The sequence below is a fragment of the Ramlibacter sp. genome, assembly GCF_035548915.1.
Taxonomy (GTDB): domain Bacteria; phylum Pseudomonadota; class Gammaproteobacteria; order Burkholderiales; family Burkholderiaceae_C; genus Ramlibacter.
In genome coordinates, this window is the sequence record NZ_DASZSE010000038.1 from 38,825 (window position 1) to 65,810 (window position 26,986).

At 65.6% G+C, this 26,986-nt stretch carries 24 protein-coding genes and 1 tRNA gene; 12 read left to right on the top strand and 13 right to left on the bottom strand.

Features of this window, described 5'->3' with window-relative positions; genetic code table 11:
- Positions 1–16 precede the first annotated feature (16 nt).
- Positions 17–796, top strand: a complete 780-nt coding sequence (gene fabI / locus VHA82_RS14240) for an enoyl-ACP reductase FabI (RefSeq protein WP_325544769.1) — start codon at positions 17–19, stop codon at positions 794–796.
- Here fabI and VHA82_RS14245 read toward each other — a convergent pair whose 3' ends face one another.
- The 7 genes from VHA82_RS14245 to VHA82_RS14275 all read right to left on the bottom strand — a co-directional run bounded on the left by VHA82_RS14245 (position 797) and on the right by VHA82_RS14275 (position 7,994).
- Positions 797–1,654 carry a LytTR family DNA-binding domain-containing protein gene (locus VHA82_RS14245; RefSeq protein WP_325544771.1) on the bottom strand — a complete coding sequence of 286 codons (858 nt, stop codon included), beginning with the start codon at positions 1,652–1,654 and terminating at the stop codon, positions 797–799. It lies immediately after the preceding gene.
- The gene (locus VHA82_RS14250) at positions 1,651–2,874 is read right to left on the bottom strand and encodes a sensor histidine kinase (protein ID WP_325544773.1); all 1,224 of its coding nucleotides are present in this window, start codon (positions 2,872–2,874) and stop codon (positions 1,651–1,653) included. The genes VHA82_RS14245 and VHA82_RS14250 overlap by 4 nt, the downstream gene beginning before the upstream one ends.
- A 117-nt stretch (positions 2,875–2,991) precedes the next feature.
- A complete protein-coding gene (locus tag VHA82_RS14255) occupies positions 2,992–3,240 on the bottom strand; it encodes a hypothetical protein (RefSeq protein ID WP_325544775.1) in 249 nt (82 codons plus the stop codon).
- Positions 3,241–3,395: 155 nt separating this feature from the next.
- On the bottom strand, positions 3,396–3,737 hold the full coding sequence (locus tag VHA82_RS14260) for a hypothetical protein (RefSeq protein ID WP_325544777.1): 342 nt from the start codon (positions 3,735–3,737) through the stop codon (positions 3,396–3,398).
- Between the two features lie 399 nt (positions 3,738–4,136).
- Entirely contained in the window at positions 4,137–6,410 is a 2,274-nt protein-coding gene (locus tag VHA82_RS14265) for an arginine/lysine/ornithine decarboxylase (RefSeq protein WP_325544779.1), read from the bottom strand.
- A gap of 92 nt (positions 6,411–6,502) precedes the next feature.
- Positions 6,503–6,964, bottom strand: a complete 462-nt coding sequence (locus tag VHA82_RS14270) for a hypothetical protein (RefSeq protein ID WP_325544781.1) — start codon at positions 6,962–6,964, stop codon at positions 6,503–6,505.
- A gap of 13 nt (positions 6,965–6,977) precedes the next feature.
- A complete protein-coding gene (locus VHA82_RS14275; RefSeq protein WP_325544783.1) occupies positions 6,978–7,994 on the bottom strand; it encodes a MerR family transcriptional regulator in 1,017 nt (338 codons plus the stop codon).
- A gap of 204 nt (positions 7,995–8,198) precedes the next feature.
- Between VHA82_RS14275 and VHA82_RS14280 the strand changes: the two genes are divergently transcribed.
- The 5 genes from VHA82_RS14280 to VHA82_RS14300 all read left to right on the top strand — a co-directional run bounded on the left by VHA82_RS14280 (position 8,199) and on the right by VHA82_RS14300 (position 13,505).
- On the top strand, positions 8,199–8,621 hold the full coding sequence (locus tag VHA82_RS14280; RefSeq protein ID WP_325544786.1) for an NfeD family protein: 423 nt from the start codon (positions 8,199–8,201) through the stop codon (positions 8,619–8,621).
- Positions 8,622–8,651: 30 nt separating this feature from the next.
- A complete protein-coding gene (locus VHA82_RS14285) occupies positions 8,652–9,572 on the top strand; it encodes a stomatin-like protein (RefSeq protein ID WP_325544788.1) in 921 nt (306 codons plus the stop codon).
- Between the two features lie 120 nt (positions 9,573–9,692).
- On the top strand, positions 9,693–11,408 hold the full coding sequence (locus VHA82_RS14290; RefSeq protein ID WP_325544790.1) for a hypothetical protein: 1,716 nt from the start codon (positions 9,693–9,695) through the stop codon (positions 11,406–11,408).
- A gap of 126 nt (positions 11,409–11,534) precedes the next feature.
- The gene (locus VHA82_RS14295) at positions 11,535–12,563 is read left to right on the top strand and encodes a hypothetical protein (protein ID WP_325544792.1); all 1,029 of its coding nucleotides are present in this window, start codon (positions 11,535–11,537) and stop codon (positions 12,561–12,563) included.
- Positions 12,564–12,578: 15 nt separating this feature from the next.
- Positions 12,579–13,505 (top strand): hypothetical protein, encoded by a 927-nt coding sequence (locus VHA82_RS14300; RefSeq protein ID WP_325544794.1) that lies wholly within the window; start codon positions 12,579–12,581, stop codon positions 13,503–13,505.
- A gap of 39 nt (positions 13,506–13,544) precedes the next feature.
- On the opposite strand, the gene VHA82_RS14305 is transcribed toward VHA82_RS14300, so the two are convergent.
- Positions 13,545–13,706 carry a hypothetical protein gene (locus VHA82_RS14305; RefSeq protein WP_325544796.1) on the bottom strand — a complete coding sequence of 54 codons (162 nt, stop codon included), beginning with the start codon at positions 13,704–13,706 and terminating at the stop codon, positions 13,545–13,547.
- A 49-nt stretch (positions 13,707–13,755) separates the two neighbouring features.
- Positions 13,756–15,075, bottom strand: coding sequence for a phenylacetate--CoA ligase PaaK (gene paaK, locus VHA82_RS14310; RefSeq protein ID WP_325544798.1), 1,320 nt, complete (start codon positions 15,073–15,075; stop codon positions 13,756–13,758).
- Between the two features lie 368 nt (positions 15,076–15,443).
- Between paaK and VHA82_RS14315 the strand changes: the two genes are divergently transcribed.
- The 6 genes from VHA82_RS14315 (at position 15,444) to VHA82_RS14340 (ending at position 19,645) form a co-directional block, all read left to right on the top strand.
- The gene (locus VHA82_RS14315; protein ID WP_325544800.1) at positions 15,444–16,229 is read left to right on the top strand and encodes an ABC transporter substrate-binding protein; all 786 of its coding nucleotides are present in this window, start codon (positions 15,444–15,446) and stop codon (positions 16,227–16,229) included.
- Positions 16,230–16,242: 13 nt separating this feature from the next.
- A complete protein-coding gene (locus tag VHA82_RS14320) occupies positions 16,243–16,911 on the top strand; it encodes an ABC transporter permease subunit (protein ID WP_325544802.1) in 669 nt (222 codons plus the stop codon).
- Positions 16,912–16,913: 2 nt separating this feature from the next.
- Positions 16,914–17,591: an ABC transporter permease subunit gene (locus VHA82_RS14325; protein ID WP_325544804.1), complete on the top strand. Its 678-nt coding sequence runs from the start codon at positions 16,914–16,916 to the stop codon at positions 17,589–17,591.
- 18 nt (positions 17,592–17,609) lie between these two features.
- Complete coding sequence (locus VHA82_RS14330) at positions 17,610–18,221, top strand: hypothetical protein (protein ID WP_325544806.1); 612 nt, start codon at positions 17,610–17,612, stop codon at positions 18,219–18,221.
- The gene (locus VHA82_RS14335; RefSeq protein ID WP_325544808.1) at positions 18,218–18,952 is read left to right on the top strand and encodes an amino acid ABC transporter ATP-binding protein; all 735 of its coding nucleotides are present in this window, start codon (positions 18,218–18,220) and stop codon (positions 18,950–18,952) included. Before VHA82_RS14330 ends, VHA82_RS14335 begins: the two co-directional genes overlap by 4 nt.
- A gap of 144 nt (positions 18,953–19,096) precedes the next feature.
- The gene (locus VHA82_RS14340) at positions 19,097–19,645 is read left to right on the top strand and encodes an XRE family transcriptional regulator (protein ID WP_325544816.1); all 549 of its coding nucleotides are present in this window, start codon (positions 19,097–19,099) and stop codon (positions 19,643–19,645) included.
- 60 nt (positions 19,646–19,705) lie between these two features.
- Here the strand turns inward: VHA82_RS14340 and VHA82_RS14345 are convergent, their stop codons facing one another.
- From VHA82_RS14345 to VHA82_RS14360, 4 genes are all read right to left on the bottom strand, one after another.
- The gene (locus VHA82_RS14345; protein ID WP_325544810.1) at positions 19,706–20,746 is read right to left on the bottom strand and encodes an STAS-like domain-containing protein; all 1,041 of its coding nucleotides are present in this window, start codon (positions 20,744–20,746) and stop codon (positions 19,706–19,708) included.
- Positions 20,747–20,953: 207 nt separating this feature from the next.
- Positions 20,954–21,043, bottom strand: a tRNA-Ser gene (locus VHA82_RS14350).
- An 82-nt stretch (positions 21,044–21,125) separates the two neighbouring features.
- Positions 21,126–23,198 (bottom strand): hybrid sensor histidine kinase/response regulator, encoded by a 2,073-nt coding sequence (locus VHA82_RS14355; RefSeq protein ID WP_325544812.1) that lies wholly within the window; start codon positions 23,196–23,198, stop codon positions 21,126–21,128.
- Between the two features lie 34 nt (positions 23,199–23,232).
- On the bottom strand, positions 23,233–26,986 hold a 3,754-nt coding region (locus tag VHA82_RS14360), incomplete at its 5' end, for a hybrid sensor histidine kinase/response regulator (protein ID WP_325544814.1).

Consider the following 26,986-nt stretch of genomic DNA (forward strand, 5'->3'; position numbering starts at 1 on the left):
TTCAAGCAGGCAAGCCATGGGATTCCTCACCGGCAAAAAATTGTTGATCACGGGCGTGCTGTCCAACCGCTCCATCGCCTACGGCATCGCGCGCGCGTGCCATGCGCAAGGCGCGCAGCTCGCTTTCAGCTACGTCGGTGACCGGTTCAAGGACCGCATCACGGAGTTCGCGGCCGAGTTCGGCTCCAGCCTCGTGTTCGATTGCGACGTCGGCGACGATGCGCAGATCGAACGTCTCTTCCAGGATCTCTCGGCGGCCTGGCCGAAATTCGACGGCTTCGTGCACAGCATCGGCTTCGCGCCGCGCGAGGCGATCGCGGGGAATTTCCTCGACGGCCTGTCGCGCGAGAGCTTTCGCGTCGCTCACGACATCAGCGCCTACAGCTTCCCGGCGATGGCGAAAGCGGCGCTGCCGCACCTGAACGAGAAATCGGCGCTCCTCACGCTCACGTATCTCGGCTCGCTACGCATCGTGCCGAACTACAACACGATGGGGCTCGCCAAGGCTTCGCTCGAAGCTTCGGTGCGCTATCTCGCCGGCTCGCTGGGCCCGCAGGGGATCCGCGTGAACGGCATCAGCGCGGGGCCCATCAAGACGCTCGCCGCGAGCGGCATCAAGGATTTCGGCAAGCTGCTCTCGGCATTCGCCGCGCAGGCACCGCTTCGGCGCAACGTGACGATCGAAGATGTCGGCAATGCCGCGGCGTTCCTGCTGAGCGACCTCGCCGCCGGCGTCACGGCCGAGATCATGTACGTCGACGCGGGGTTCAGCCACACGGCGATGGCGCTGGAATGACTAAGCGCCCCTGAACAGGTGCGCGAAACTGCGGCTCACCTCCAGCACTTCCGGATGCCCGCTGATATGCACGCGCTGCCGGCCGCTGTCGTCGCGAGTGATCGCGCTCACGGCCCCCAGGTTCACGATTGCGCTGCGATGGATCTGCCAGAACTGCTGCGGATCGAGCTGCGGCACGAGCTCGCGGATCGGTGTCCGGATGAATGCCTCGGCTTCCTTCGTCTGCACGCGCGTGTACTTCTCGTCCGAACGGAAGAAGAGCACGTCGTTCACGTCGATCATCTTCGTCGTGTTGCCGGCGGTCGCCTGAATCCAGCGCAACGGTTGCGCCCGCGCCCCCGAGCCCGTCTCGAGACCGCGCTGCAGCTTCATGAGCCGCTCGAGCACGGCATCCAGCGCGGCTTCCTGCTCCGCGGGCGGCATGCGCTCGGGCGCACGCGAAGCCCCAAGGCGCGACTTCAGCCGCTGCGCCGTCTGCGCGAGGCGCTGCGGCTCCACGGGCTTCAGCAGGTAGTCGAGCGCGCCCTGCTCGAACGCGGCGATCGCGTATTCGTCGTACGCGGTCACGAAGACGATCTCGCCTTGCCAGCGCGGCAGCGCGAGGATCTCCCGCGCGGCCTCGATGCCCGAGAGGCCCGGCATGCGGATGTCGAGAAAGACGACGTCCGGCCGCAAGGCGTCGGCGCGGTCGACGGCTTCGGCGCCATCCCTCGCTTCGGCAACCACTTCGAGTTCGGGCCAGACGCTCGCAAGGCGCGACTTCAGCTGCTCGCGCAGCAGGCGCTCGTCGTCGGCGATGAGCGCGCGCAGTGGCGCGGCGTTCGCGCTTCCTCCGCTCACGCCGCTTCCTCCGCTCATGCTGTTTTCTCCTCTCGCGCGGCGCCTTCCTCCGGCTTCGGCTCGGCCAACTTGAAGGGCACGCCGATGCGCACGACCGTCCCGAGCCGGTCATCGGACATGAGGGTGAGGCGGCCCTTGCCCGGATAGAGCATCGCCAGGCGCTCGCGGATGTTCTGCAGGCCGATGCCCGTGCCCGAGGTCGGCGATTCGAGCTGCTCGGGATCGATGACGCCCACGCCCGTGTCGCGCACTTCCACCCACAGCTGCTGGCCCTGGACCTTCGCGCCCACGCTCACCTTGCCGCCTTCGGGCTTGGGCTCGATGCCGTGCTTGATCGCGTTTTCCACGAGCGACTGCAGCATCATCGGCGGGAATTCCGCCGCTTCGAGGCTCTCCGGGACGTTCACCTCGATGTCCAGGCGGTCTTCGATTCGCATCTTGATCAGATCGAGATAGGAGCGCACGAGGCGCATCTCGCGCCCGAGCGTCGACGTCTCCTGCCGCATCTGGGGCAAGGCGCCGCGCAGGTACGTGATCAGCTTCTTCTGCATCTGGCTCGCGCGCGCGGGGTCGGTCTCGATCAGGTAGTCGACGGCCGAGAGCGTATTGAAGAGAAAGTGCGGCTCCACCTGCGCCTGCAACACCTGCAGCCTCGCCTGCACGAGCTGGCGCTCCATCGCCTCGCGCTCGGCCACGTGCACGGCGGAGCGCACTTTTTCGTCGGCCTGCGCCACCTTGCGCACGACGATCTTCGACGCCACGAGGTAGGCAAAGAGCAGCACGAGCACCGCGGAGCCGAGATCGCCCACGATGCCGCGGAAGGTGATGACGCGGCGCGTGGTGAGCTGCGGCTCGTCTTCTTCGGCTTCCTCGTCGCGCGAGCTGCCGGGCTCGGGCGGCGTCGCGTCCGTGCTGTCCGAAGCCCCCGGCTTCGGGATGGCCGGCACCTCCACCGCGCCGCGCGGCTCGACGCGGATGCCGTCCTTGTCGATGGTGACGACCGGGTCCCTGCGATGAGAAGAGGTGCCCGGCACGATCACCTTCACGCGCTCGTGCTTCAGGTTGAGGACGTCGGAGAGGACGCCTGCCGCGATCAGGATGACGATGAAAAGGACGATCAGCCGCCACCACGACACCGAGGCGGCCCAGCCGGAGACCTGCCTGTTGAGCTGCACGAGCCAGTCGATGACCGGGGCACGGCGCGCGGGCGGCTCGGCTGTCTTGCTGCTGGTATTCATGTCACGCGAGATTACTGCCAATTGTGGTGCCATCTGCGAGGCATTTCCTGGCACGTCCCGGTCATTCCCGTTGCGCGGACTCGGGGACGCACCGCCTTCACAGGGCCCAATGGACGGTCAGGCGCCCTTCGCGCAGGTGACGGATGCGACCGGCCCGCCGTCCTGGCGGCCCACCACGGTCACCTGCGGCAGCGTGACCCGGGCGATGTCCGCCCCCGCCCACGGATCGGCTGCCCAGTTGCCCGGCCCCGCAGTGGCCCAGCACGCCACGTAGATCGACGCGACGCCGATGCCGACAACAGCGCGCGCGACCGCGGAGGCGAGCGGGAATCGGTCGATGTCGTAGTCCGAATGGTATGCCTTCATTGTTGTCCTCCTTCCGCGCCGGGATGGCACTCGATGGGAGGAATGTAGGCATCGCGTGTGTCGCCCGCACGCGGGATGCGACAGGACGCGGGCAGTCGCGACGAATCGCGGAAATGCCGGGATGGACGTCGGCGGCGCGTGCGGAAGAATGCCCGTTACATCAGGCTAGTCCGGTACTGGATCCACGCCTGGCGATCCTCTTCGCTCATTCTCGCTTGGCGCGCCAATTCCGCCATGAGGGCGACGTGCTTCACGGGCTTCCACTTATCTTCGATTTCCGCGAGCAGGAAGTTGCTCCAGGCCCGATCGTGCGCGCCTTCGATTTTCCGCAACGCGTCCATCACGTATTGGATGTCGGAATTCAGCAGCTGGGACTTTTCCAGTGGGTCCAGCGCGGAATCGAGGATTCCGAGTGCGACCAACGCCATGCCGGCCGGGTGCCGGTCGGCGTAGCTCAGCTTTGTCCATCTGTCCGCTTCGGCGATGGCGCGAAACATGAAGTCGACCCCTTTGTTGGCGGCTTTCTTCGCGTGGCTTCTGAGCTCGGTGAATGCATCCAGGAGGTTGGGGTCGTGCGCCTTCGTCTGGGCACGGACACGAGCCTCCAATGCCGCGAGGGCCTGGCGCCACTGCGCAATGTAGGCGGCGGCTTCGCGCTCGGAGGCGGTGGGCTCGGGTTGCGGCTTCCTGGGCCCGAGGCACGGACAGCACGAAGCGCGGCGGCCGCCGACACTCTGCCGTGCCTCGTCGCCTGTGGACGGCAGGGCTGCCGGAACGTTGCGAGCTACGGATGACTGGCGCCTCATGGAACTCCTCGACTTTCAATGGATGGAGCCCCTGAGTAACGTCACGGCTCGGTCGGTTCCCGCACGACGCAAGCCCGAGCCGGGCAGCCGCTACGCCGCCCCGTTCTTCACGCAATCCGCGAAGTAGCGCGTCTTGCCGTCGGGCCCCTGCTCCTCGACCAGCCCGTGGATATCCGTCTCGAACCCCGGGCACTCCGCGTTGAACGCACGCGAGAACTTCAGGTACTCCACGATCCTGCGGTTGAATACCTCGCCCGGGATCAGAAGCGGGATGCCCGGCGGGTACGGCGTGACGAGGCTCGTGGTCACGCGGCCTTCGAGCTCGTCGATCTCCACGCGCTCGGTCTTGCGGTGAGCGATGTGGGAAAAGGCGTCGCTCGGCTTCATCGCCGGCTGCAGGTCGCTCAGATAGATGTCGGTGGAAAGCCGCGCGATGTCGTACTTGGCGTAAAGCTCGTGCACGTGCTGGCACAAGTCGGCAAGCCCCATGCGCTCGTAGCGCGGGAAGTGCTGGCAGAACTCCGGCAGGATGCGCCACATCGGTTGGTTCTTCGCGTAGTCGTCCTTGAACTGCTGCAGCGCCGTGAGGAGCGTGTTCCAGCGGCCCTTGGTGATGCCGATCGTGAACATGATGAAGAAGCTGTAGAGGCCCGTCTTCTCCACGATCACACCGTGCTCCGCGAGGAACTTGGTGACGATGGACGCGGGAATGCCCGTCTTTGCGAATTTGCCGTTCAGGTCGAGCCCGGGCGTCACGACGGTCGCCTTGATCGGGTCGAGCATGTTGAAGCCCTCCGCGAGATGGCCGAAGCCATGCCACTTGGCCGCGCGCGCCTCGCCCTTGATGATCCATTCGTCGGCACGTCCGATGCCCTCCTCCGCGAGCCGGTCCGGGCCCCACACCTTGAACCACCAGTCGCGGCCGTACTCCTGGTCCACCTTGCGCATCGCGCGGCGGAAGTCGAGCGCCTCCATGAGCGATTCCTCCACGAGCGCGGTGCCCCCGGGCGGCTCCATCATCGCGGCGGCCACGTCGCAGCTCGCGATGATCCCGTACTGCGGGCTCGTCGAGGTGTGCATCAGGAAGGCTTCGTTGAAGAGATGCCGGTCGAGCCGGTTTTCCACCGCGTCCTGCACGAGCACGTGGCTCGCCTGGCTGAGCCCGGCGAGCAGCTTGTGGATCGATTGCGTCGAGTAGACGAGCGACTTGTTCGGCCGCGCGCGCTTCTTGCCCATCGCGTGGTACGCGCCGTAGAACGGGTGGAACGCCGCGTGCGGCAGCCACGCTTCGTCGAAGTGCAGCGCCTCCACGTAGCCGTCCAGCATGGACTTGATGGTCTCCGTGTTGTAGAGCACGCCGTCGTACGTGGATTGCGTGAGCGTGAGGATGCGCGGCTTCACCTCGTCCGGGTCCACGCCCGCGAGCAGCGGGTTGGCACGCATCTTCGCCTTGATCGATTCCGGTGAGAACTCGCTTTGCGGGATCGGGCCGATGATGCCGAAATGGTTGCGCGTCGGCTTCAGGAAGACGGGAATCGACCCCGTCATGATGATCGAGTGCAGGATCGACTTGTGGCAGTTGCGGTCCACCACCACCACGTCACCGGGGGCGACTTCGTGGTGCCACACCATCTTGTTCGAAGTCGACGTGCCGTTGGTGACGAAGAAGCAGTGGTCGGCATTGAAGATGCGCGCCGCGTTGCGCTCGCTCGCCGCCACCGGTCCGGTGTGGTCGAGCAGCTGGCCGAGCTCGTCCACCGCGTTGCACACGTCGGCGCGCAGCATGTTCTCCCCGAAGAACTGGTGGAACATCTGCCCGATGGGGCTTTTCAGGAAGGCGACGCCGCCCGAATGCCCGGGGCAGTGCCAGGAATACGAACCGTCTTCGGCGTAGTCGAGCAGCGCCTTGAAGAATGGCGGCTGGATGCCTTCGAGGTAGCTCTTGGCCTCCCGGATGATGTGCCGCGCCATGAACTCCGGCGTGTCCTCGTACATGTGGATGAAGCCGTGCAGCTCGCGCAGCACCTCGTTGGGCAGGTGGCGCGAGGTCTTGGTTTCGCCGTAGATGTAGATCGGCACGTCGGCGTTCTTGCGGCGCACCTGCTCGATGAAGGTCTTCAGGTTCAGCACCGCGGGGTCGAGGTCGGGGCCCGGGGTGAATTCCTCGTCGTCGATCGACAGGATGAAGGCGCTCGCGCGGCTTTGCTGCTGCGCGAACTGCGAGAGGTCGCCGTAGCTCGTGACGCCCAGCACCTCCATGCCCTCCGCTTCGATGGCCTGCGCGAGCGCGCGGATGCCGAGGCCCGACGTGTTCTCGGAGCGGTAGTCTTCGTCGATGATGACGATCGGAAAGCGAAACTTCATCGGGAGGGCCCTCGGCGCCCGGGGAAAAATGGCGCAACAGGCGCGAAGTGTATGAAATCCGCGAGGCTCGGCTGCGACGCGCGGCGGCTCGTCTACGGCTGCGTCTCGCGAAACGCCTTGTCGTCCGCCGCGGCGAGCGGACTGGGCCGCGACCTGAGTGCGCCCGGCAGCGCGTCCTTGAACATCTCGCCGAGCGCGGCGAGCTGCTCGCGGGCGATCGCTTCGCCGTGGCGGCTCGCGAGATAGCGCATCAACTCGCTGCGCAAGAACCAGAGCCCCTGCACGTCCGGTGCGAAGCGGATGCGTGTCGCGAGCCCCGCGGCGTAGACGCCCGTGCGGCCGGTGCGGCTTTGCATCGCCAGGTGGTGGCCCGCAGGGCTCGCGCGGCCCGGCTCGGCCGCGGGGCGGCCCGCGCCGCCTTCCATCATGGCGAGCATGGCCGCGCGGATGTCCTCCGTGAGCATCTTTTCTTCCTCCGGAGCGAGCCGGCCCGAGCGGCGCACGCTGAAAAGGATATCCAGACCGCTTCGGATCGTCGTGAACAGCCACTGCATCGCCGAATTCCTTCTACTGCGTCGGTTGCTGCGCCTGCGGGGCCGGCGGGGCCTCGTCGCGCGGGCCGAGTTCGAGCACATGCGCCACCGCGAGCTCGGCCAGCCGCGGGGGGACCATCTCCGCAGCCGCGATGTCCTGCAGCCGCGCGAATGTGAAAAGCAGAGGCGGTGCGCCGTCTCGCGGCACGCCGAACGTGAGCCGATCGCCCTCGGCGGCGGTGAGCTTTCCGACGAAGCCGCGGGTGGCGAGGATCGCGCCGTCGCGGCACAAGCGCGAGAGCTGCAGCGCGCGATCCGCGGCGTCTCCGAGCACGCGCAGTTCCGCGTTGCCGGCCGAGCCGACCCAGTCGCGGCCCTCGTCGATGCCGATATTCATGTGCAGCTCGAAGTCCCAGGCCTTGCGCATCTGCCAGCGGCGGCTCAAGGCTCGCATCGCGGTGCGGGCCTCGTCGGCGGCCGCCAGCGCGTTCCAGAGGTAGCTTGCGGCCGGCTGCGGGAAGAAGTAGCTGACGAGGCCCTCGTCGGGATGCCTGCCCGCCGTCCCGCCATGGCGGCGGAAGATCGGGTCCAGTTCGGCCCAGACTTCCCCCACGAGCTCGAAATATTCGATGGCGGGCAGGCGTGTCCACAGGCGCGGCGCGTCCTGCAGCGTGCTCGCGAGCGTGACCACGTGGCGGATCGACGGGCTGGCGCCCGGCGCGGCGGGCATGCCCGCCGCGCTCCGAGTGACGGGGACCGGCGCGCCGGCGCCCGCCGGAGCGACGCCGGACTCCGGCACCGCGCCGCTCGCAGGCGCCTCAGCGAAGTGTTGCGCGATCCGCGCGATGCTCCAGCCGGAGCGCTTCAGGCGCTGGATCTCTTCGATGCGCTCGACCGTCGAATCCGGGAAGTAGCCGATGCGAGGTGCGGCGCCATCTTGCTCATGCGGCGGCATGACGTCCGGCCGCTGCACGAGGCCGGTCGCGATGTAGTTGTGGAGCGTGGCCCGCGAGATGCCGGTCCGCTCCAGGACTTCCTTGCTGGTGAGCAAATGCGCCTCTGTCCAGACAAATGCCTAGACATAGCATAGACAGTGTCTAATCATTGTGCAAGCAACCTGCATCGTGCTGACAACACTTCCTCTCTGAGTGGGTCTTGCAGTCTGTCCAATCGTCTGTCCATTTATGTCTAAATTGATTTAGACAGATCGGGGCTGCACAATCAGGTCGTCGCGAACGGAAGAGGAGCGAGCGGCATGGACGATTCGACGTTCTGGTGGCTGATTGCCGGGGGAGCCGTGGCCATCGAGCTGCTCACCGGCACTTTCTATCTGCTGATGGTGGCCATCGGCCTGGCCGCGGGCGCGGTGGCGGCGCACCTGGGTGCGGGCATCGCCACGCAGCTCGTCGCGGCGGCGGCCATCGGTTCGGGCGCCGTGGCCGCATGGCATCTGCGGCGCGGTGGCGTGCCGCCCGCCCCTGCCTCGGGCAACCGCGACGTGAACCTCGACGTCGGCGAGATGGTGCAGGTGGAGCGCTGGGAGCCCGACGGCACCGCGCGCGTGAAGTATCGCGGCGCCCAGTGGACGGTCACCTCCGCCACGGGCCAGCCCGAGGGGACGGGGGCGCACCTGGTGCGCGAAGTCGTGGGCAGCCGCCTGATCGTCGAAAAGGTCTGAGGAACGTTGTTCCTTCGAAGGAGAAGAAGAATGCAGGAAATCGGAATCGTCATTTTCGTGATCGCCATCATCTTCGTGGTGCGGGCGCTCAAGGTCGTGCCGCAGCAGCACGCGTGGGTCGTGGAGCGCCTCGGCCGCTTTCACGCCACCCTCACCCCGGGGCTGAACATCCTCGTGCCCTTCATCGATCGCGTGGCCTACAAGCACAGCCTGAAGGAGATTCCGCTGGACGTGCCCAGCCAGATCTGCATCACCCGCGACAACACGCAACTCTCCGTCGACGGCATCCTCTACTTTCAGGTCACGGATGCGATGCGGGCGAGCTACGGCTCATCCAACTACGTCGTCGCCATCACGCAGCTCGCGCAGACCACGCTGCGCAGCGTCATCGGCAAACTGGAGCTGGACAAGACCTTCGAGGAGCGCGACATCATCAATGCCCAGGTGGTCCAGGCGATCGACGAGGCGGCCCTGAACTGGGGAGTGAAGGTCCTGCGCTACGAGATCAAGGACCTCACGCCGCCGAAGGAGATCCTGCACGCGATGCAGGCGCAGATCACCGCCGAGCGCGAAAAGCGCGCCCTGATCGCGGCCTCGGAGGGCCGGCGTCAGGAGCAGATCAACATCGCCACCGGCGAGCGAGAAGCGTTCATCGCCCGCTCCGAAGGCGAGAAGCAGGCCGAGATCAACAAGGCGCAGGGCCAGGCGGCCGCGATCCTGGCCGTGGCCGAAGCGAGCGCCGAGGCCATTCGCAAGGTGGCCGACTCGATCCGGCAGCCCGGCGGCGAGCAGGCCGTGCAGCTGAGGGTGGCGGAGCGCGCGGTCGACGCCTTCAGCAAGGTGGCGGCGGACGCGACCACGACCCTGATCGTTCCGAGCGGAATGGAAAACGTCTCGACGCTGATCGCTTCGGCGATGAAGATGGTGCAGGCGGCCCGGCAGCCTTCGTAGCACGCGTTCCGGCTTTCGCATTCCGGCCTTCGGCGCCCGCCCTCGCTTCGCGCGGGCGGGCCTCGCGTACCATCGGACGCTTTGGCTTCGCCGATTTTCGATTCCCGATTCCCGAATCCCATGTCCTCCTTCGACCCGGGCGCCGCCCGTGCGTTTTCCCAGCAGCAGCAGCGCACCGAAATCCGCTTCATCGCACCGCCGCCCACCGAGCTCGACTTGCTCGACGAATGGCTCGGCGGCCCGATGGGCATCGATGCCGGTGTGCTGCGGCAAGCCGATGCAGCCGCGTGGCCCGCGCCGTGGCTTTGGCGCACCCTGCTCCTCTCCCTGGAAATCATGCAGGGCTCGCGCCTGCCCGCGCTGGAGCTGCCGCGCATCGTGTCGCTGACGGCCGTCTCGGAGGCCGAAGGCAAATGGCATGCGGCCGTCCTGATGCCGTTCGTCGAATACGTACCGCGCGCGGTCGGCGAGATCGTCGTGAGCGGCTCCATGCGCCTGTGTCACTGGGCCCGCTCGCGCCCGGTCGACGATGCGAGCATCGCGCAATTCTTCGAAGGCCTGGAGAAGCCCATCCTCTCGCGCATCAAGCGCATGGTGCCCGGCGGCAAGTCCACCGTGCCCGTGCTGCGTGCCGCGCATGCGATCGGCATTCCCTTCACGCATCTGGGCAGCGGCATCTACCAGCTCGGCTGGGGCAGCAGCGCCTGCCGGGTGGACCGCAGCACGACGGGAGCGGATTCCGCGATGGGCGCGCGGCTCGCGCAGAACAAGGTCGACACCGCGCGGCTGCTGAAGACGGGCGGCCTGCCCGCGCCCATGCACTTCATCGTGAAGGACGCCGAAGAAGCTCTCGCGGCCGCGCGAAAGCTCGGCTGGCCGGTGGTGGTGAAGCCGGGCGACCGGGACCGCGGTGAAGGCGTGACGGTGGACGTCGCCGACGATGAGGCGCTCGTGTCCGCCGTCGAGAGAGCCAACGATGGCTCCACGCGCAACCTCGTCATCGTGGAGCAGCAGGTCCCGGGCGTGTGCCACCGCCTCTTCATGTTGCGCGGGCAGCTGCTCTATGCCGTGAAGCGCCTGCCGATGTCCGTGCAGGGCGATGGCGAGGCGAGCGTCGAGCAGCTCATCCACCACGCCGTGCAGGCGGATCGCCGCCAGCCGCCGTGGCGGCGGTCGGGCATCCAGCCGATGGACCCGCCCGCGCTCGCCGCGATGGCCGCGGCGGGCTTCTCCCCCTCCTCCGTGCCCGCCCAGGGGCAGCGCGTGCCCTTGAGGCGCATCGAGTCCACGGCCGACGGCGGAGTCGACGAGGACGTGAGCGCCATCGTCCACCCCGACAACCTCGAGATCGCGCGCCGTGCATCGGCCCTCTTCGACCTGGAGGTCGCGGGCATCGACATCATCTGCGAAGACATCTCCGCCGCGTGGCATGCGTCGCGCGCGATCATCAACGAAGTGAACTTCGCCCCGCTCCTGGGCGGCGGGGACATCTCGCGTTCGAACCTCGGGCGCTACCTCGAAGAGCTGCTGCCCGACCAGGGACGCATCCCCGTCGAACTGTTCGTGGGAGACGAAGCCGCGCTGCAATCCGCTCGCCGCCGCTGCGCCGAACTCGCGGCGGCGGGACGACGCTGCTGGATCACCTCCGCGACGCAGACCATCGATGCATCCGGCCGCGAATGGAAGATGCCGCTCGACCGCACCCGCTCGCGGGTGGCCGCATTGCTGCTCGATCGGGAGGTGGACGCCGTGATGGCGGTGATGAGCGAGGACGAATTCCGCCGTTCGGGCCCGCCACTGCCCGGCCTCGAGCCTTCAACCGCCATCGAAGGCTGAAGACTTTCGTCCGATTCAGCGCAAGGGTGAACGATACGGAAGTGGGCCTTTCGCGACGGCCGATCGGAAGGCTCTTGCACTTTTCCGATTTGTGTAACAAGATGTACAAATTCGGAGAAGAGAAAGATGGTTGCACCGCTGCTGCGGATGGGGTTCATCGGTTTTGCCGACGAGCGTTACCTTGTCGACCTTCTGAAGACACGAAGCCAGAGTCTTCGGTGGCAGCCCTGGACCTACCTCGAAGCCGATGCGCTCTGGGTGAACGGCACGCATGCGCAGCCCGCGCGCAATCACCTGGTGCGCGTCCCGTCGGCGGACCCGCAGAAGCCGGCCGTGCTGCTCAACCTGCAGGAGATGGGCCGGCCGATGGCATTCACCCTGCCGCTCGGCAACGCCGCCGTCTCGCCTCCTTTCACGTTCGATCCTCACTCGGCGCCGAGCGTGGCCGAGGTGCTGGTCACGTTCGAGACGCTGCTGAGGCCGCTCGCCACCCAGCTTGCCGTCGCCGGCGAGATCGTGGCGCGCCGCCATTCGCTCACGTCCACCGTCTATCACATCGTGCGCAATGGTGTTCTGGTCGCGATCATCGATTCGCATCGCGACGTCGGGCTCGCCCCGGACCTCGCCGCATCCGAGTTGCAGGAAGCGGTGTGGAGTAGCCGCCCCGAATCCGCGTCGGCGATGCCGCCGCACTTCCGGCGCATCAGCTTCGCGGAGATGATGTGGCAGTACGCGCTGCGCAACGAAGATGACCTGCTGCCGGCGAAGTACCGCCAGCGCACGATCTATTTCCGCAAGGCGCCGGCCGTGCAGCGCCGCTCGCTGAAGGACGCGCACCTGGCCGTGCTTTCGACGCTCTCGGCGCAGCCTCTCACCTTCGCGCAGTTGCAGGCGCAGATCGGCTTCGCCGAGCGGCAGCTCACGCAGGCGCTCATGGCGCTCTACTTCGCGGGCAGCATCACGACCGAGGAGCGTCTGGCGGATGCCCAGCGGCTGCAGGCGGCGCGCCGGCGCGCGAAGGAAGCCGAGGCTGCGCCATTCGCAAGCTCGATGTCCTTCTCCGAGTTCGGATCGGTCCCGCCGGTTCCGGGGCTGCCGCCGGGTGGCGACACCCCCATCGGCGACACGGTGCCTACGCCACTCGGGCCGCACTGACCGAAGCGAAGCGCCATGCAGCGGACCTCCGGCTCGGGCCAGCCCGTCGACGCGGAAGGCCAGGCCGACCCGGCCGATCGGCAGCCGCCGCACGTGCTGGGCGCGTGGATTCACCGCACGCTCGTACAGGCCGCGCTGCCGATCGATGGGCGCCTGCGCGAACTGCAGTCACGCTTCGAGGAGCTCGCGTTCGAGTGCGAAGTCGCCCTCTTGCTGCAGGCCGTGCGAGCCATGGCCGGCGCTCTTCATGAGGACGATGTCGGGCCGGATGAAGCGTCGAACGGCTGGCGGTCGCGCCTCGCGGGCAGGACGCGCGATCATGCGGCGCCCGTGGTCGCGCGCTACCAGCGCGTGCTGGCGTGCGGCGAAGTCGTGTCGCAGCGTGCCGGCGAGGTGGGCCGCGTGCATGCGACGCACCTGTCGCAAAAGCGGAAGATTCTGCTGGAAATCGGCATCGAGGAGCAGCGGCTGGCCGAGGTGCTCGTGCGCACCGAGCGGTGGCTGCGGCAAATGTGGAAGGGACTCACGTCGAGCCCCGTGCCGAGCGACGGCGAATCGGTGCAGAAGCTGCGAGTGCTCGTCGAGCGGGCCGACAGGTTCGGCACCGAGTTGCGGCGCCTGCAGCAGGCGGCCGACGCCGCGCAGGAGACCTGCCGCCTCGGCCAGCGCGTGACGGTCAAGCGCGAGGCCTTGCTTGCGATGATCGATTCCGATCTGGCGCAGGCGCGGTCGCGCTGGCAGCGGCAGTACGGCAGCTTCGTGGCCGAACGCGAAGCCGCGCCGAGCCTGGCGGCTGAGTCGGCGGGCGAAGCCGGTGCGATGCATGCCACGCAGCTGCTCGCGCACGAACTCGATGCGTGCAGCCGCGCGGCGCTGGATCTGGAGATCGAGGAGCAGGAGCTCGGACAGCATCTGGGCGTGGTGAGGCGAAGCGGGAAGTGATGCTTGCGTCCGAATCGCGACACCGGCCGCCGCGCGCGCCTACTGCGGCGAAATACCCGCTGCCGCAATCAGCCGGCCCACCGTCACCGCTTCTTTCTTCAGGAAGGCCTCGAATTGCTGCGCGGTCTCGCCGGTGGGCGCCAGGCCCTGCTTTTTCAGGTGCTCGGAGGTCTCGGGTTCCGACACGATCGTGCGGCGCACGCGCGGTGAAACGATTTCCGACGACGCGCTGGTGCTCGGATAGACAGGGTCAGGAGGCCGGAACAACCTTCGGCCGCTTGTCCACCACGCGGCGCGCCTTGCCGGTCGAAGTGCGCTCCACCTCACCCACGGAGAGGACTCGCACCTTCGCACTTACGCCGATGAATGACTTGATGGCGTGTTCGAGGTCGGCACCCGCGCGCGTGATCTCGACCTTCACCGCGGGTCGCGCTTCGACCAGCACCTCGAGGTTGTCCATGTGCCCCTCGCGGGAGATCACGAGCTGATAGATCGGTGCGAGCGATTCGTTCTTCAGGATCAGCTCTTCGACCTGCGTCGGGAACACGTTCACGCCTCGAATGATCAGCATGTCGTCGCTGCGGCCGGTGATCTTGGCCATCCGGCGCATGGACCGGGATGTCGGAGGCAAGAGCCGCGTGAGGTCGCGTGTCCGATAGCGGATGACGGGCATCGCCTCCTTCGTGAGCGACGTGAAGACCAGTTCGCCTTCCGCACCGTCGGGCAACACCTCGCCTGTCTCGGGATCGATGATCTCCGGCAGGAAGTGGTCTTCCCAGATCACGGGACCGTCCTTCGATTCGACACACTCGTTCGCGACCCCGGGCCCCATCACTTCGGAAAGCCCGTAGATGTCGACGGCGTCGATGCCCGCGCGAGATTCGATCTCGGCGCGCATCGCATCTGTCCAGGGTTCGGCGCCAAAGATGCCGATCGTGAGCGACGAACGCGCAGGATCGAGCCCTTGCCGTTCGAATTCCTCGATCAGGTTCAGCATGTAGCTGGGCGTGACCATGATGATGTCCGGCTTGAAGTCGCAGATCAGCTGCACCTGCTTTTCCGTCTGGCCACCCGACATCGGCACGACCGCACATCCGAGCTTCTCCGCCCCATAGTGCGCGCCAAGCCCCCCGGTGAAGAGGCCATAGCCGTAAGCCACATGAACCATGTCGCCGGCCCTTCCACCGGCCGCTCGGATGGATCTGGCTACGAGCGTCGCCCACGTCTCGATGTCCGCGGCGGTGTAGCCTACGACCGTGGGCTTGCCCGTGGTGCCCGAGGACGCGTGAATGCGAGCCAAGCGCCCCCGGGGAACCGCGAACATCCCGAAAGGATAGTTGTCGCGCAGTTCCTTCTTGCCTGTGAACGGGAACTTGGCCAGGTCGGCAAGCGACCTGCAGTCTTCGGGGTGTATTCCTGCGGCGTCGAAGGCCGCTCGGTAGTGCGGCGCGTTCTCGTATGCCCGCTTCAGCGTAGCCTGGAGTCGCCGCAGTTGCAGCGCTTCGATCTCGTCGCGGCTTGCTCGCTCGATAGGCTCGAGCTCTTCGGGAAGTGGGTGCAGTCGGGGCAAGTGACGACTCCTGGCAGGCACGTTGGCGGGTGGCAGATGGTCCGGCCAAGTTCATCTGTGAACAAGATGTGCTCAGGATGCAATCGCGCCGCGAGAGTCCGACCATTGCGCATCCGACTGCGCATGCCGCTCCCGGTGAATCCCATGCAACATTCGCTCTTCGAGGAGCAATTCGTCAGGGAAAACCCGCACCTCGGATGTTCGTTTTGAGCGTTTGTTGCATGTCTCGCAACAGGCCTATGCACCGATACCGAGGGCTCCCCATGAACCCCCGCTGCAGCCGGCACAGGCTTCTTGCATGTGATGCACATCTTGCTCGCTCATGGAGCGCGGCGAATCATGAGGCCTTGTTCAACAGCGAGTGGGCCATGAGTACATACCGCCTTTTTGATCGCCGCTTCATCCGCCACCTGGCGGTGCTCGTCTCGGCGACGGTTCTTTGCTTCAGCGCCGCGGCGCAGAACGTCCTTCGCGTCGCGACCGAGGGCACCTACCCACCCTGGTCATTCAAGGACGCGCAAGGCCAGCTGCAAGGCTGGGACGTCGATATCGCCAATGCGATTTGCGAGAAACTGAAGATGAAGTGCGAAATCGCGGCGCAGGATTGGGACGGCATCATTCCGGGCCTGCTCGCGCAGAAATACGACGCGATCGTTGCCAGCATGGCGATCACCGAAGAGCGCAAGAAGCGCGTCGACTTCACGAACAAGTACAAGAGCACGATCTCCCGCTTCGTGGCCCACAAGGGCACGTCCCCGGATGTGTCGCCGGGGGCGCTCAAGGGCAAGACGATCGGCGTGCAGCGCGGCTCCATCCAGGCCGGCTACCTGACTGCCAACTACAAGGACTCGGACGTCAAATTTTACGACACGCCGCAAGCTGCGGAGCTCGACCTCGTCGCGGGACGCGTGGACTACATCCTCGGGAACATGGTGACCTACTACGTGGGTTTCATGAAGCGCCCGGAAGCGAAGGACTTCGAGTTCATCGGGCCGAACCTTCAGGGCGGGCTGCTGGGGGACGGCAATGGCATCGCGGTGCGGAAGAACTCACCCGAGCTCCTCGCCAAACTCAATGGTGCGCTGGCTGCGATCATGGCGGACGGAACGTACGACCGCATCACGGCCAAGTACTTCCCGTTCAAGCTGATGTAGGGCGAGATCGGAAATGGACCTGCAGGGATTCGGCGGGCAGCTGTGGCTGGGTGCGATCACAACGATCGAACTGGCCTTGGCCGCACTACTCTTCGGAGCCCTCTTCGGCGCAATCGGGTGCTGGCTGCAGCTCGCAAAGCCTCGTGCACTGCGGGCGATCGGTTTCGGCTATGCCGCGATTGTCCGAGGCGTTCCAGACCTTCTGATCATCTTTCTCATCTACTTCGGGGGCACGCAAACGCTCAACGCCGTCGCCGGCAGGCCAGTCGACTTGAACGCTTTTGCCGCCGGCACCTTTGCACTCGCACTGTCTTTCGGGGCCTTCGCGTCCGAAATATTTCGCGGAGCCGTGCAGGCAGTTCCGCGCACTCAGTCCGAAGCGGCCGCGGTGCTAGGACTCACCCGTTTTCAAGCGTTCCTGACCATCCTTGCACCGCAGGCGCTACGCACCGGGCTGCCGCCGTTCGGCAACCAGGCCATCGTTTTGCTGAAACAGACCTCGCTCGTTTCCGTTATCGGTTGCGACGAGTTGATGCGCAAGGCTGCCGAAGCATCTGGCGCGACGCGCCAGCCATTCACGGTCTACCTTGCGGTGGCCCTCATCTACCTGCTCTTCACCACGGCGGCCACACTGTTGCTCGAGGCGTCGGAGCGCAGAGCATCCCGACACGCCAGGGCCTGACCATGCTGGACTTCGACGTCGTCTGGTCGGGTCTTCCGGCGCTGCTGAAGGGTGCAGCGCTGACGATCAAGCTCACCGCCGCAATTCTGCTGCTCGGCATGCTGCTCGCACTGCCGCTTGCGTTGGCGAAGAACTCGAAACACCTCGGCTTGCGAGTTTTCGCGCATGGCTACATCGGGATCTTTCGCGGCACACCATCGCTCGTGCAGGTCTTCCTTCTCTACTACGGCGGGGGCCAGTTCGACCTTCTTCGCCACTCTTTTCTGTGGCCCGTGTTGCGGGACCCGTTCTGGTGCACCGTCATCGCTCTGGGGCTCAACTCGGCAGCGTACACGGCGAAGAACCTTGCGGGAGCATTGGCCGCGATTCCCCCGGGCCTAAGTGAAGCTGCGAGAGTGCTCGGTTTGACGCGCTTTGCCCGTCTGTGGACTGTCGAACTTCCGCTGGCAATCCGCACCGCATTGCCCGCCTACAGCAACGAAGTGATCCTGACTTGCAAGGCCACGTCGCTCGCGAGCACGGTCACCTTGATCGAATTGACGGGCAGCGCTCGCCTTCTCGCATCTCAGACCTACGCCCCTTACGAATCCTTCCTTGCCGCTGGCGCCGGCTACCTCGTCATCAACTACGTCTTGATGGTCGTATTGCGAAGCGCCGAGCGTGCATTCGCCATTGCTTGAATTTCACAGGAGTATTGCTTGATCAAGTTCATCACCCTCGGCCCCGTCGGCAGCAACCACCAGCTCGTCGTCGAACGCTACGTTCAGTTCCAGGGACTGGAAGGCAAGGCCAGCATCGAATTCTTCAAGACCTTTGCCGAAGGCTCGGCGCGCATCCTGGATGGCAGCGCCGACTTCATGCTGCAATGCGCGGTTCATCCGGAGACGGTCGACACGGTCGCGCGCTACTCGCAAGGCTTGTATGTCATCGACACCTTCATCTCGCCGAGCCGTGACCTCGCCGTCATTCGCGACCGCCGTGCACCTCCCCCGACGTCCATCGCGCTGATGAATCCCACGCGCGACTACACCGATCCGGCTCGCTGGGGCGAGGTCGTCTCCATGCCGACCGTGGTCGCCGTTGCGCAGGGTCTTCGCGAAGGACGCTTCGCGCGCGGGCTCACATACGCTTCCGTGGCGGCGGAGGATCCGGAGCGCTTCGAGGTCGAGGAGTTCATCGGCTCGGTGGACGATGCGTGGATCGTCTACGGCCGCGAGCGTGTCTCCGGGGGCAAGCTCCTCGCATGGCCCGGGAGTCCTGCCTCGAAAATCTTCGCGCACCTGCGTGGTAGCGCCGTGGAAGTTGCATGAATACGCAAGCCGGAGACGTGGTCCGTCTGCAGAACGTTTCCAAGTGGTTCGGCGCGAGCCAAGTCCTGAATTCGATCAACCTGCAGATCAAGTCGCGCGAACGCTTGGTGATCTGCGGGCCTTCAGGGTCCGGCAAGTCGACACTCGTACGCTGCATCAGTGGACTCGAGCCTTACCAGTCGGGCTCCGTTCATATCCAGGGCGAGCCCGTCTCCGGCGGTCACCTGCCGCCAGCCGCGCATGTCGGGATGGTGTTTCAGCAGTTCAACCTCTTTCCCCACTTGACGGTCCTGGAAAACTGCACGCTCGCGCAGCGTTGGGTATTGAAGCGCGGCAAGGCCGAGTCGAAGAAGACGGCCATGGAATTTCTCGCACGGGTGCGCATGGACGGCAAGGCCGCATCGTATCCAGCGCAGCTTTCAGGGGGCCAACAGCAACGCGTCGCCATCGCGCGCGCACTTTGCCTGCGGCCCGACCTGATGCTGTTCGATGAGGCCACTTCCGCGCTCGACCCTGAGATGGTGAAGGAAGTCCTGGACGTCATGATCCAGCTCGCCGAGGAAGGTATGACGATGGTTTGCGTGACCCACGAAATGGGCTTCGCACGGCAGGTGGCGAGCCAGGTGGCGTTCATGGATTGTGGCAAGCTGGTCGAAATGCACCCGCCCGGTACCTTCTTCGACAACCCGGGATCCGAGCGCCTGCGGCAGTTTCTCGGTCAGGTGTTGTAGCCTCTCGAAAAGTCTACCTTGCACTCTGTCATGAAGGCCCGAAAGGCATCGCCGCTCCCCACGGTCAAACCGCTGAAGGTTCCCACTCGCTTGCTGCGTGCGAAGCCGAGGGCGGAACCGAAGCGAAGCACGACCGCTGCGAAGCTGGGCCTGCAAATCCGATCGCTGCGTCTGGCCGCAGGCGTTTCTTCCTCGGCGCTCGCGACAGAGGCCGGCGTGTCGCGGTCGATGCTGTCTCGGATCGAGCGCGGTCTGGCCTCGCCTTCGATCGAAGCGATGGACCGGATCGCCGAAGCACTCGATGTCCCCATTTCGCGCTTTTTCGTCGACCAGGTGAAACGCACTGATTGCTCGTTCGTTCCTGCTGGACGGGGGATCGTGGTGGAGCGCGAAGGCGTCATCAAGGGCTACCACTACGAACTGCTCGGACACCTGCTTTCCGGGAACCTGTTCGTCGAGCCGTACAAGGTGGATCTAACCGAGGATGCCCAGCCTTACACGACCTTTCAGCATCCCGGGACGAAATTCCTGTTCTTCCTTTCGGGACGGGTGAAGTACCGCTACGCGAGTCGCCTGATCGACGTAGGCCCGGGTGACACCCTGCTTTTCGATGCAACGGCGCTGCATGGGACGGAGCAGATCCTGGAGCCTCCCGTGTCCTATATCTCGATCGTGTTCACGCTGCGGGAGTGACTCCTTCGCGAGCTGGGGTTTTCAAAACGCATTCGCGTCGCACCGATGGGAGACGAACCTTCACCAAACCACGTGCGGCGCAAACAGCTTGATCATGCGGGCGACATCAGGCGACACATGGCGAGGGACAAGTTGCACTTCCGGGTGCGCTGTGGCGAACACGCGGAAAACCTCGTCAACAAAGGCTTGCCCAACCATCTCCACGCCCTCGAAGTCCAGAATCACCGTCTTGAACTGCGGCGCTCGCTCCATGACCCACTTGCCTTGAGAGCGCGATGTCAGTTGGCTGCTCAACTGCGCATGTTTGACTGGAATTTCGGTCGTATGAAACGCGTCGCCGCCCACCTCGTCGGGAAAAAAATACTGCTCATACACCGATTGGGCGGTGCGGTCGGTGGCGGTGTCGAGATCCATCAGCACAACGGTGCCGTTCGCGTATCGATACGGTGCAATCCATGAAAAGCTCAGGTCCACACCTTGCGGGCTCTTCGGCGCAAAAGACAGTCCACCCGAATGCACCATAAAACCATCCAGCATCCGGGATGCCACGAAGATGCCCATGCCCGAATGTCCTTCGTGGGCCGTTGTGTATTTTCCTTTGGCGAGCTCGAGCACGGCGAGCCGGATGTCGAAGAGCCGGCTGGCTTGGGCAATCTTGCGGAAGATACCCACTCCGTTGTCCATCACCGCCATCTGCAGGCGCCCGCCGTACAGATGTGCGCCCATGCACACCTCACTGGCTCCGGAGTGGTCGATCGCATTGTTCAGCATCTCGGTGAAGCAGATGTTGGCAATGTTCGCCACGTTGGGCCGAAGGTCGCTGGCCACCCGGGCCACGTGGGCTTCCCAGATCCCCGACTCGCCGCCTGCCGCGCTGATCGCTTCAAGGGACTGCGTCAGGGTCCAGAAGCGATTGGCGCCTGGTGAGTAGGTCTGGCGCGTGCCATTGCCATGTCGAGTCAGATAGCCGGAGTCGGCGAGCCGCTTGATGCGGCGCGAGACAGCGACGCGTGACAGGCCAGTGACCCGTGCCGCTTCGCCCGCCAATTGAGGGCTTGTTCCCGCCAGCGCCAGGATCGTGGAGTCGTTTGCGTCCAGCAATTGTATCGTCGCTATGTCGTTGACATCGCGGTATTGTATCGTCTGGGGCGACGTCTCGGACCCGAAGTCACTGCAATGCATGAGCGGACAAGGACAATGCCCCGCACGCTGATTCAAACCGGGCTGCGCTGTGGGAAAAGGAAGACGTAGAAACGGAAGACGTAGAAACGAACAAGGGCCCGAAGGCCCATGTCGTGATTGAATCCCTGGCGGAGAGGGCGGGATTCGAACCCGCGGTGGGGATTAGCCCACACACGCTTTCCAGGCGTGCGACTTAAACCGCTCATCCACCTCTCCGGCAAGCCCGCCATTCTAGCAGCGCGATAGCGCAGCCCCCACCTCCACCCTCCCCCACAGGAGAAGGCAGCAAACCCCGGCCTCAAGCCGCCGCCTGCGCTTTACGCACCTCGTGCGGATTCGCAATCATCGCAAGCAGCAACTGCACATCCGCCGGCTTGACCATGTGGAAATCGAAGCCCGCGGCGGCCGATCGATTCCGGCTCTCGGCCTCGCCGTATCCCGTGAGCGCGATCAGAAGCGCATCGCTCGACTCCGGCTGGCTGCGCAGACGATTCGCCACCTCGAAACCATTCATCCCCGGCAAGCCGATATCCAGCAGCACGACCTCGGGCCGGAACTCCTGCGCTATCTTCAGCGCCGTCTCCCCCTCGTGCGCGATGCGCACCTCGAAGCCCTCCATCTCCAGCAGCGTCATCAACGTCTCCGCCGAAGCCGCCAGATCGTCCACCACCAGAATGCGCGTGCCCGAATTCGCCGGCACCGGCGCACGTGCCACCGGCGCCACCGCGGGCGGCGCCTCTTGCTGCGGCGCCTCGATGCGGCCGGGCAGCGACACGGTCACCTCACAGCCCCGGCCCAGGCCCTCGCTCACCGCCCACACGTGGCCGCCATGCTGCTCCACCAGATGCTTCACGAGCGTGAGGCCGATCCCCAGGCCGCCTTGCGACCGGTCGAGCGACTGATCCGCCTGCGCGAAAAGCTCGAAGATGTGCGGAAGAAACTCCGGCTCGATCCCCGCCCCCTGATCCCGCACGAATATGCGCACGTCGCCGTCCACGTAGCGCGCCCCAAGCGTGATGCGCGTGCCCGGCCGCGAAAACTTCGACGCGTTGTTCACGAGGTTGGAAAGCACCTGCGACAGGCGCACGGCGTCGCCATTCAGCACGATGTTTTCGGGCGGCAGATCCACCTCCAGCACCTGCTCGCACTGAGCCAGCCGCGGGCCGCTCGCCTCGACCGCGCGCTCCACGACCGACGCGAGCGTGAGCCGCTCGGGCTTCACCACCACCTTGCCCTGCACGATGCGCGACACATCGAGCAGATCGTCGATGAGGCGCGCCATGTGGTCCGCCTGCCGGCCGATCACGTCGCGCGCCCAGTCGAGCTTGGGCGGCAGCCCCGGCGTGTTCTGCATGATGTGCACGGCGTTGCGGATCGGCGCGAGCGGGTTGCGCAACTCATGCGCGAGCATCGCGAGGAATTCGTTCTTGCGCCGGTCGGCCTCCTGCACGGCCGAATAAAGGCGCGCATTCTCCATCGCGATCGCGGCGCGGCTCGCGACTTCGCGAATCAACGCAATGTGCGTCGAATCGAACCGGGCTGCGTCTCCCAGCACCACCAGCGCCGCGCGCAGTTCGTCTCCGGCCACGAGCGGACAGATCGCGGCAGCGCGGCCGCCTCGCGTCCACAAACGGAATTCGCGCCCGCGCACCACTTCGTCCGCCGCGGCCCGCAGATCCGCCGTGAACACTTCGTCGTCGTCCGCCGGCGCCGCGGGATGCATCTGCAAGCGCTTCACCCCGCCCTCGCGATCGGGGATGCCGAGGATCGCGCGGTCGCCCAGCATCGGCACGCACAGGTCCAGCACGGCATCGATCGTCTCGTCGAGATGGAGCGAACGCGACAGCACGCGGCTCGCCTCGGCCAGGTAGTCGGCGCGGTGGATCGCCTCTTCGGCCGCCTCGCGCGCCGCTTCGGAGCGGGCGAGCTGCTCGCGCTGCTGCGCCTGCTTCTGAAGCTGGCGGTTCATGTGGAAGAGTTCCACGAACACGCGCACCTTGGAGCGCAGCACCTCCGGCACGACAGGCGACGGAATGTAGTCGACCGCGCCCAGCGCATAGCCGCGCCGCGCCTGCAGTTCGTCGACGTAGGCCGTGATGAAGACGATCGGCGTCTGCGCGGACTTCTTGTACTGGCGGATCAGGCTTGCCGTTTCCAGCCCGTCGATGTCGGGCATGTTCACGTCGAGCAGGATGACCGCGAATTCCATGTCCAGGATGTACTTCAGCGCCTCCTGGCCGGACCGGGCGCTCACGATGTTCTGACCCAGCTCATCCAGGATGGTCCGGAAGACGACGTGCTTCTCCGGCAAGTCGTCCACGACCAGGATGTTGGCCTTCTCCTGGGACTCCAGGATGGGCTGTGTCGTCATGTCTCTCCCGATACGGTCAATGCCGTCGATGCTCTCAGTGGTGCAGCCACGCTCTGAGCACGGTGAGCAGATCCTGCGTGTTCACCGGCTTCGAGAGGTAGTCCCAGGCGCCCGCTTCGATGCACTTCTCGCGGTCGCCCTTCATCGCCTTGGCCGTCACGGCGATCATCGGCAGGTTCTTGCCCTGGGGCAGCTTCCGGATCTCCTTCATGGTCGCCATGCCGTCCATCTCGGGCATCATGATATCCATGAGCACGACTTGTATGTTGCTGTCGTTGGCCACGCGATTGATCGCCTCGCGGCCATTGTCGGCCCAGACGATGTCCATGCCGTGCTCTTCCAGAACGGTTGCCAGCGCGAAGATGTTGCGCATGTCGTCGTCCACGATCAGCACGCGCTTGCCCGTGAGCGGCTTCGTCGATTCGTAGACGCCATTGATGAGTTCGCGCTTGGCCTCGGGCAGCCGCGCGAGGTTGTGGTGCAGCGCGAGCAGCGCGAGGTCGAACGCGCGCGCGACCGTATGGACTTCCTGCACGGTCACGGCCTCGTCCGAATGCCAGCCCGAATAGCTCTTGCCGTCCTTGCCGTGATAGAGGATGAGCGGCACCGCGCCGAGCTCGGCCTGTGGCGCCACGGCCGCGCGGACTTCGCCGGGCTGCAGGCCGCCGAAGCCGCTTTCGAGCACGATGCAGTCGAAGGCGCCCTTCTGAAGCTGCCTCACGAGCTCAGGCCCGGAGTCGACCGGCGTCGCGTCGATTTCCTCGCCCGCGAGCTGCGTGAGCAGGTCCCGCCGCGCCGCGCCGTCGCCGATGGCGATGAGCAGGTTGCGCTGCGGACGCACCAGGTAGTCGTGCAGCCGGTCGAGCATCTCGTCGAGCACTTCCTTCGACTGGATCGGCTTTTCGAGGAAACCCACGGCGCCGGACTTGAAGGCGCGCTCCTTCGAGTCGTCGGTCGAGATCACGCACACCGGGATGTGGCGCACGGTCGCATCGTGCTTGATGCGGTCGAGCACGCGCCAGCCCGCCATGTCCGGCAGGTACATGTCGAGCGTGATGGCCGCGGGCTTGTACTGGTTCACGAGGTTGAGCGCGGCAGCACCGAGCGTCGTGACGAGGCCCTTGAAGCCCTTGGCGCGCGCGGCGTCGAGCAGGAACCGCGCGAAAGCGAGATCGTTCTCGACGATGAGCAGCACGAGGTCGCCCTGCCGCACGGAATCCCGATCGTCTTCGGCCGGATTCAGCGCCACGGACGAGGGATCGCTCCCGGCATCGGCATCGGCCTCGGCCCCCGCCCGGGCTTCGGCTTCTTGCACCCGCGGCTCGCGCGGCATCGGCTCGGGCGCCCTCTCCAGCGTCTTCACGGCGGCCGCTTCGGCGCGGTGCGGCTGTTCGAGCTGCGTCGTCACGCGGCGCGACGTCCGCGTGGACGAATACACGAGCGGCAGGTAGAGCGTGAAGGTCGAGCCCTGACCCGGCGCGGAGATGAGGCGAATCTCGCCGCCCAGAAGCTTCGACAGTTCGCGCGAGATCGCGAGCCCGAGGCCCGTGCCGCCGTACTTGCGGCTCGTGGAGCCGTCGGCCTGCTGGAACGCCTCGAAGATGATCTGCTGCTTGTCGGGCGAGATGCCGATGCCGGTGTCCGACACGGAAAACGAGATCACCTGCGTCGCGCGGTTCAGGTCGTCGTTGTCGCTCGACCAGCCGGCGAAGACCTGGTCGATGCCGAGCGTCACCTGCCCCTGATGCGTGAACTTGAACGCGTTGGACAGCAGGTTCTTCAGGATCTGCTGCAGCCGCTTCGCATCCGTCACCACCGAGCTCGGCAGGTTGATGCCGGTGTTGATGATGAAGTCCACGCCCTTGGCTTCGGCCACGTGGCGGAAGGTGCGCTCCACGTACAGCTGCAGGTCCGACAGGCGCAGCTCGTTCACGTCCACCACCACGGTGCCCGACTCGATCTTCGACAGGTCGAGGATGTCGTTGATGAGCATGAGGAGGTCGTTGCCCGAGGAGTGGATCGTCTTCGCGAATTCCACCTGCTTGGGCGAAAGGTTGCCCTCCGGGTTCTTGCACAGCTGGTCGGAGAGGATCAGCAGCGAATTGAGCGGCGTGCGCAGCTCGTGCGACATGTTGGCGAGGAACTCGGACTTGTACTTCGAGGTGAGCGCGAGCTGCTTCGCCTTTTCCTCCAGCGCCTGCCGGGCCTGCTCCACTTCCTGGTTCTTGCGCTCCACCTCCTGGTTCTGGTGGGCGAGCAGCCGCGCCTTTTCCTGCAGTTCCTCGTTCGTCTGCTGCAGCTCCTGCTGGCGGGACTGCAATTCCTGCGCGAGCGACTGCGACTGCGTGAGCAGGTCTTCGGTGCGCATGTTGGCTTCGATCGTGTTGATCACGATGCCGATCGATTCCGTGAGCTGGTCGAGGAAGGCCTGGTGCGTCGGGTTGAAGCGTTCGACGGAAGCGAGCTCGATCACGCCGCGCACCTGGCCTTCGAAGATGATCGGCAGCACGAGCACGTTGAGCGGCGGCACCGCCGTGAGGCCCGAGGTGATCCTCAGGCTGTCGGGGATGTTCGAAGTCAGCATCAGCTTCTTGCGGTCGAACGCGGCCTGCCCGACGAGGCCTTCGCCCAGGTCCACTTCCTTGCCGTACGAGCCGTGGCCGTCGGACGCGTAGGACGCCATGAGCCGCAGCTTCGGCTTGTCCTGCTGGTAGCGCAGCACGTAGAACTCCGCCTGCTGCACGCCCACCACGGGCGCGAGCTCGGAGAGGATCAGGTGCCCCACCGCCACGAGGTCGCGCTGGCCCTGCAGCATCCGCGAGAACTTCGCGAGGTTGGTCTTCAGCCAGTCCTGCTCGGTGTTCACCTGCGTGGTGTCGCGAAGGTTGCGGATCATCTCGTTGATCGTGTCCTTCAGCGCCGCCACTTCGCCTTGCGCTTCCACCGTGATCGAGCGCGTGAGGTTGCCCTGCGTCACGGCCGTCGCCACTTCGGCGATGGCCCGCACCTGCGTCGTGAGGTTGGCCGCGAGCTGGTTCACGTTCTCCGTGAGGCCCTTCCACGTGCCGGCGGCGCCCGGCACCTTGGCCTGGCCGCCCAGCTTGCCTTCCACGCCCACTTCGCGCGCGACAGTCGTCACCTGGTCGGCGAAGGTCGCGAGCGTGTCCGTCATCGAGTTGATCGTGTCGGCGAGCGCCGCGATTTCGCCCTTGGCTTCCACGGTGAGTTTCTGCCGCAGGTCGCCGTCGGCCACGGCGGTCACCACCTTCGCGATGCCGCGCACCTGCGACGTGAGGTTGCCCGCCATGAAGTTCACGTTGTCGGTCAAGTCCTTCCACGTGCCCGCCACGCCCTGCACGTACGCCTGGCCGCCGAGCTTGCCTTCGGTGCCCACTTCGCGCGCCACACGCGTCACCTCGGAGGCGAAGGACGAGAGCTGGTCCACCATCGTGTTGATGGTGTTCTTGAGCTCCAGGATTTCGCCCTTCACGTCCACCGTGATCTTCTTCGAGAGATCTCCCGCGGCCACCGCCTTCGTCACGTCGGCGATGTTGCGCACCTGCGAGGTCAGGTTGCCGGCCATGAAGTTCACGTTGTCCGTGAGGTCCTTCCACGTGCCCGCCACGCCCTGCACGTAGGCCTGGCCGCCGAGCTTGCCTTCGGTGCCCACTTCGCGCGCCACGCGCGTCACTTCCGAGGCGAAGCTTCGAAGCTGGTCCACCATCGTGTTGATGGTGTTCTTCAGCTCCAGGATTTCGCCCTTCACGTCCACGGTGATCTTCTTGGAG

Coding starts and splice junctions, on each gene's coding strand:
- fabI (WP_325544769.1), top strand. CDS start 17: ATGGGATTCCTCACCGGCAAAAAATTGTTGATCACGGGCGTGCTGTCC.
- VHA82_RS14245 (WP_325544771.1), bottom strand. CDS start 1,654: ATGAGCGGAGGAAGCGGCGTGAGCGGAGGAAGCGCGAACGCCGCGCCA.
- VHA82_RS14250 (WP_325544773.1), bottom strand. CDS start 2,874: ATGAATACCAGCAGCAAGACAGCCGAGCCGCCCGCGCGCCGTGCCCCG.
- VHA82_RS14255 (WP_325544775.1), bottom strand. CDS start 3,240: ATGAAGGCATACCATTCGGACTACGACATCGACCGATTCCCGCTCGCC.
- VHA82_RS14260 (WP_325544777.1), bottom strand. CDS start 3,737: ATGTTTCGCGCCATCGCCGAAGCGGACAGATGGACAAAGCTGAGCTAC.
- VHA82_RS14265 (WP_325544779.1), bottom strand. CDS start 6,410: ATGAAGTTTCGCTTTCCGATCGTCATCATCGACGAAGACTACCGCTCC.
- VHA82_RS14270 (WP_325544781.1), bottom strand. CDS start 6,964: ATGCAGTGGCTGTTCACGACGATCCGAAGCGGTCTGGATATCCTTTTC.
- VHA82_RS14280 (WP_325544786.1), top strand. CDS start 8,199: ATGGACGATTCGACGTTCTGGTGGCTGATTGCCGGGGGAGCCGTGGCC.
- VHA82_RS14285 (WP_325544788.1), top strand. CDS start 8,652: ATGCAGGAAATCGGAATCGTCATTTTCGTGATCGCCATCATCTTCGTG.
- VHA82_RS14290 (WP_325544790.1), top strand. CDS start 9,693: ATGTCCTCCTTCGACCCGGGCGCCGCCCGTGCGTTTTCCCAGCAGCAG.
- VHA82_RS14295 (WP_325544792.1), top strand. CDS start 11,535: ATGGTTGCACCGCTGCTGCGGATGGGGTTCATCGGTTTTGCCGACGAG.
- VHA82_RS14300 (WP_325544794.1), top strand. CDS start 12,579: ATGCAGCGGACCTCCGGCTCGGGCCAGCCCGTCGACGCGGAAGGCCAG.
- VHA82_RS14315 (WP_325544800.1), top strand. CDS start 15,444: ATGAGTACATACCGCCTTTTTGATCGCCGCTTCATCCGCCACCTGGCG.
- VHA82_RS14320 (WP_325544802.1), top strand. CDS start 16,243: ATGGACCTGCAGGGATTCGGCGGGCAGCTGTGGCTGGGTGCGATCACA.
- VHA82_RS14325 (WP_325544804.1), top strand. CDS start 16,914: ATGCTGGACTTCGACGTCGTCTGGTCGGGTCTTCCGGCGCTGCTGAAG.
- VHA82_RS14335 (WP_325544808.1), top strand. CDS start 18,218: ATGAATACGCAAGCCGGAGACGTGGTCCGTCTGCAGAACGTTTCCAAG.
- VHA82_RS14355 (WP_325544812.1), bottom strand. CDS start 23,198: ATGACGACACAGCCCATCCTGGAGTCCCAGGAGAAGGCCAACATCCTG.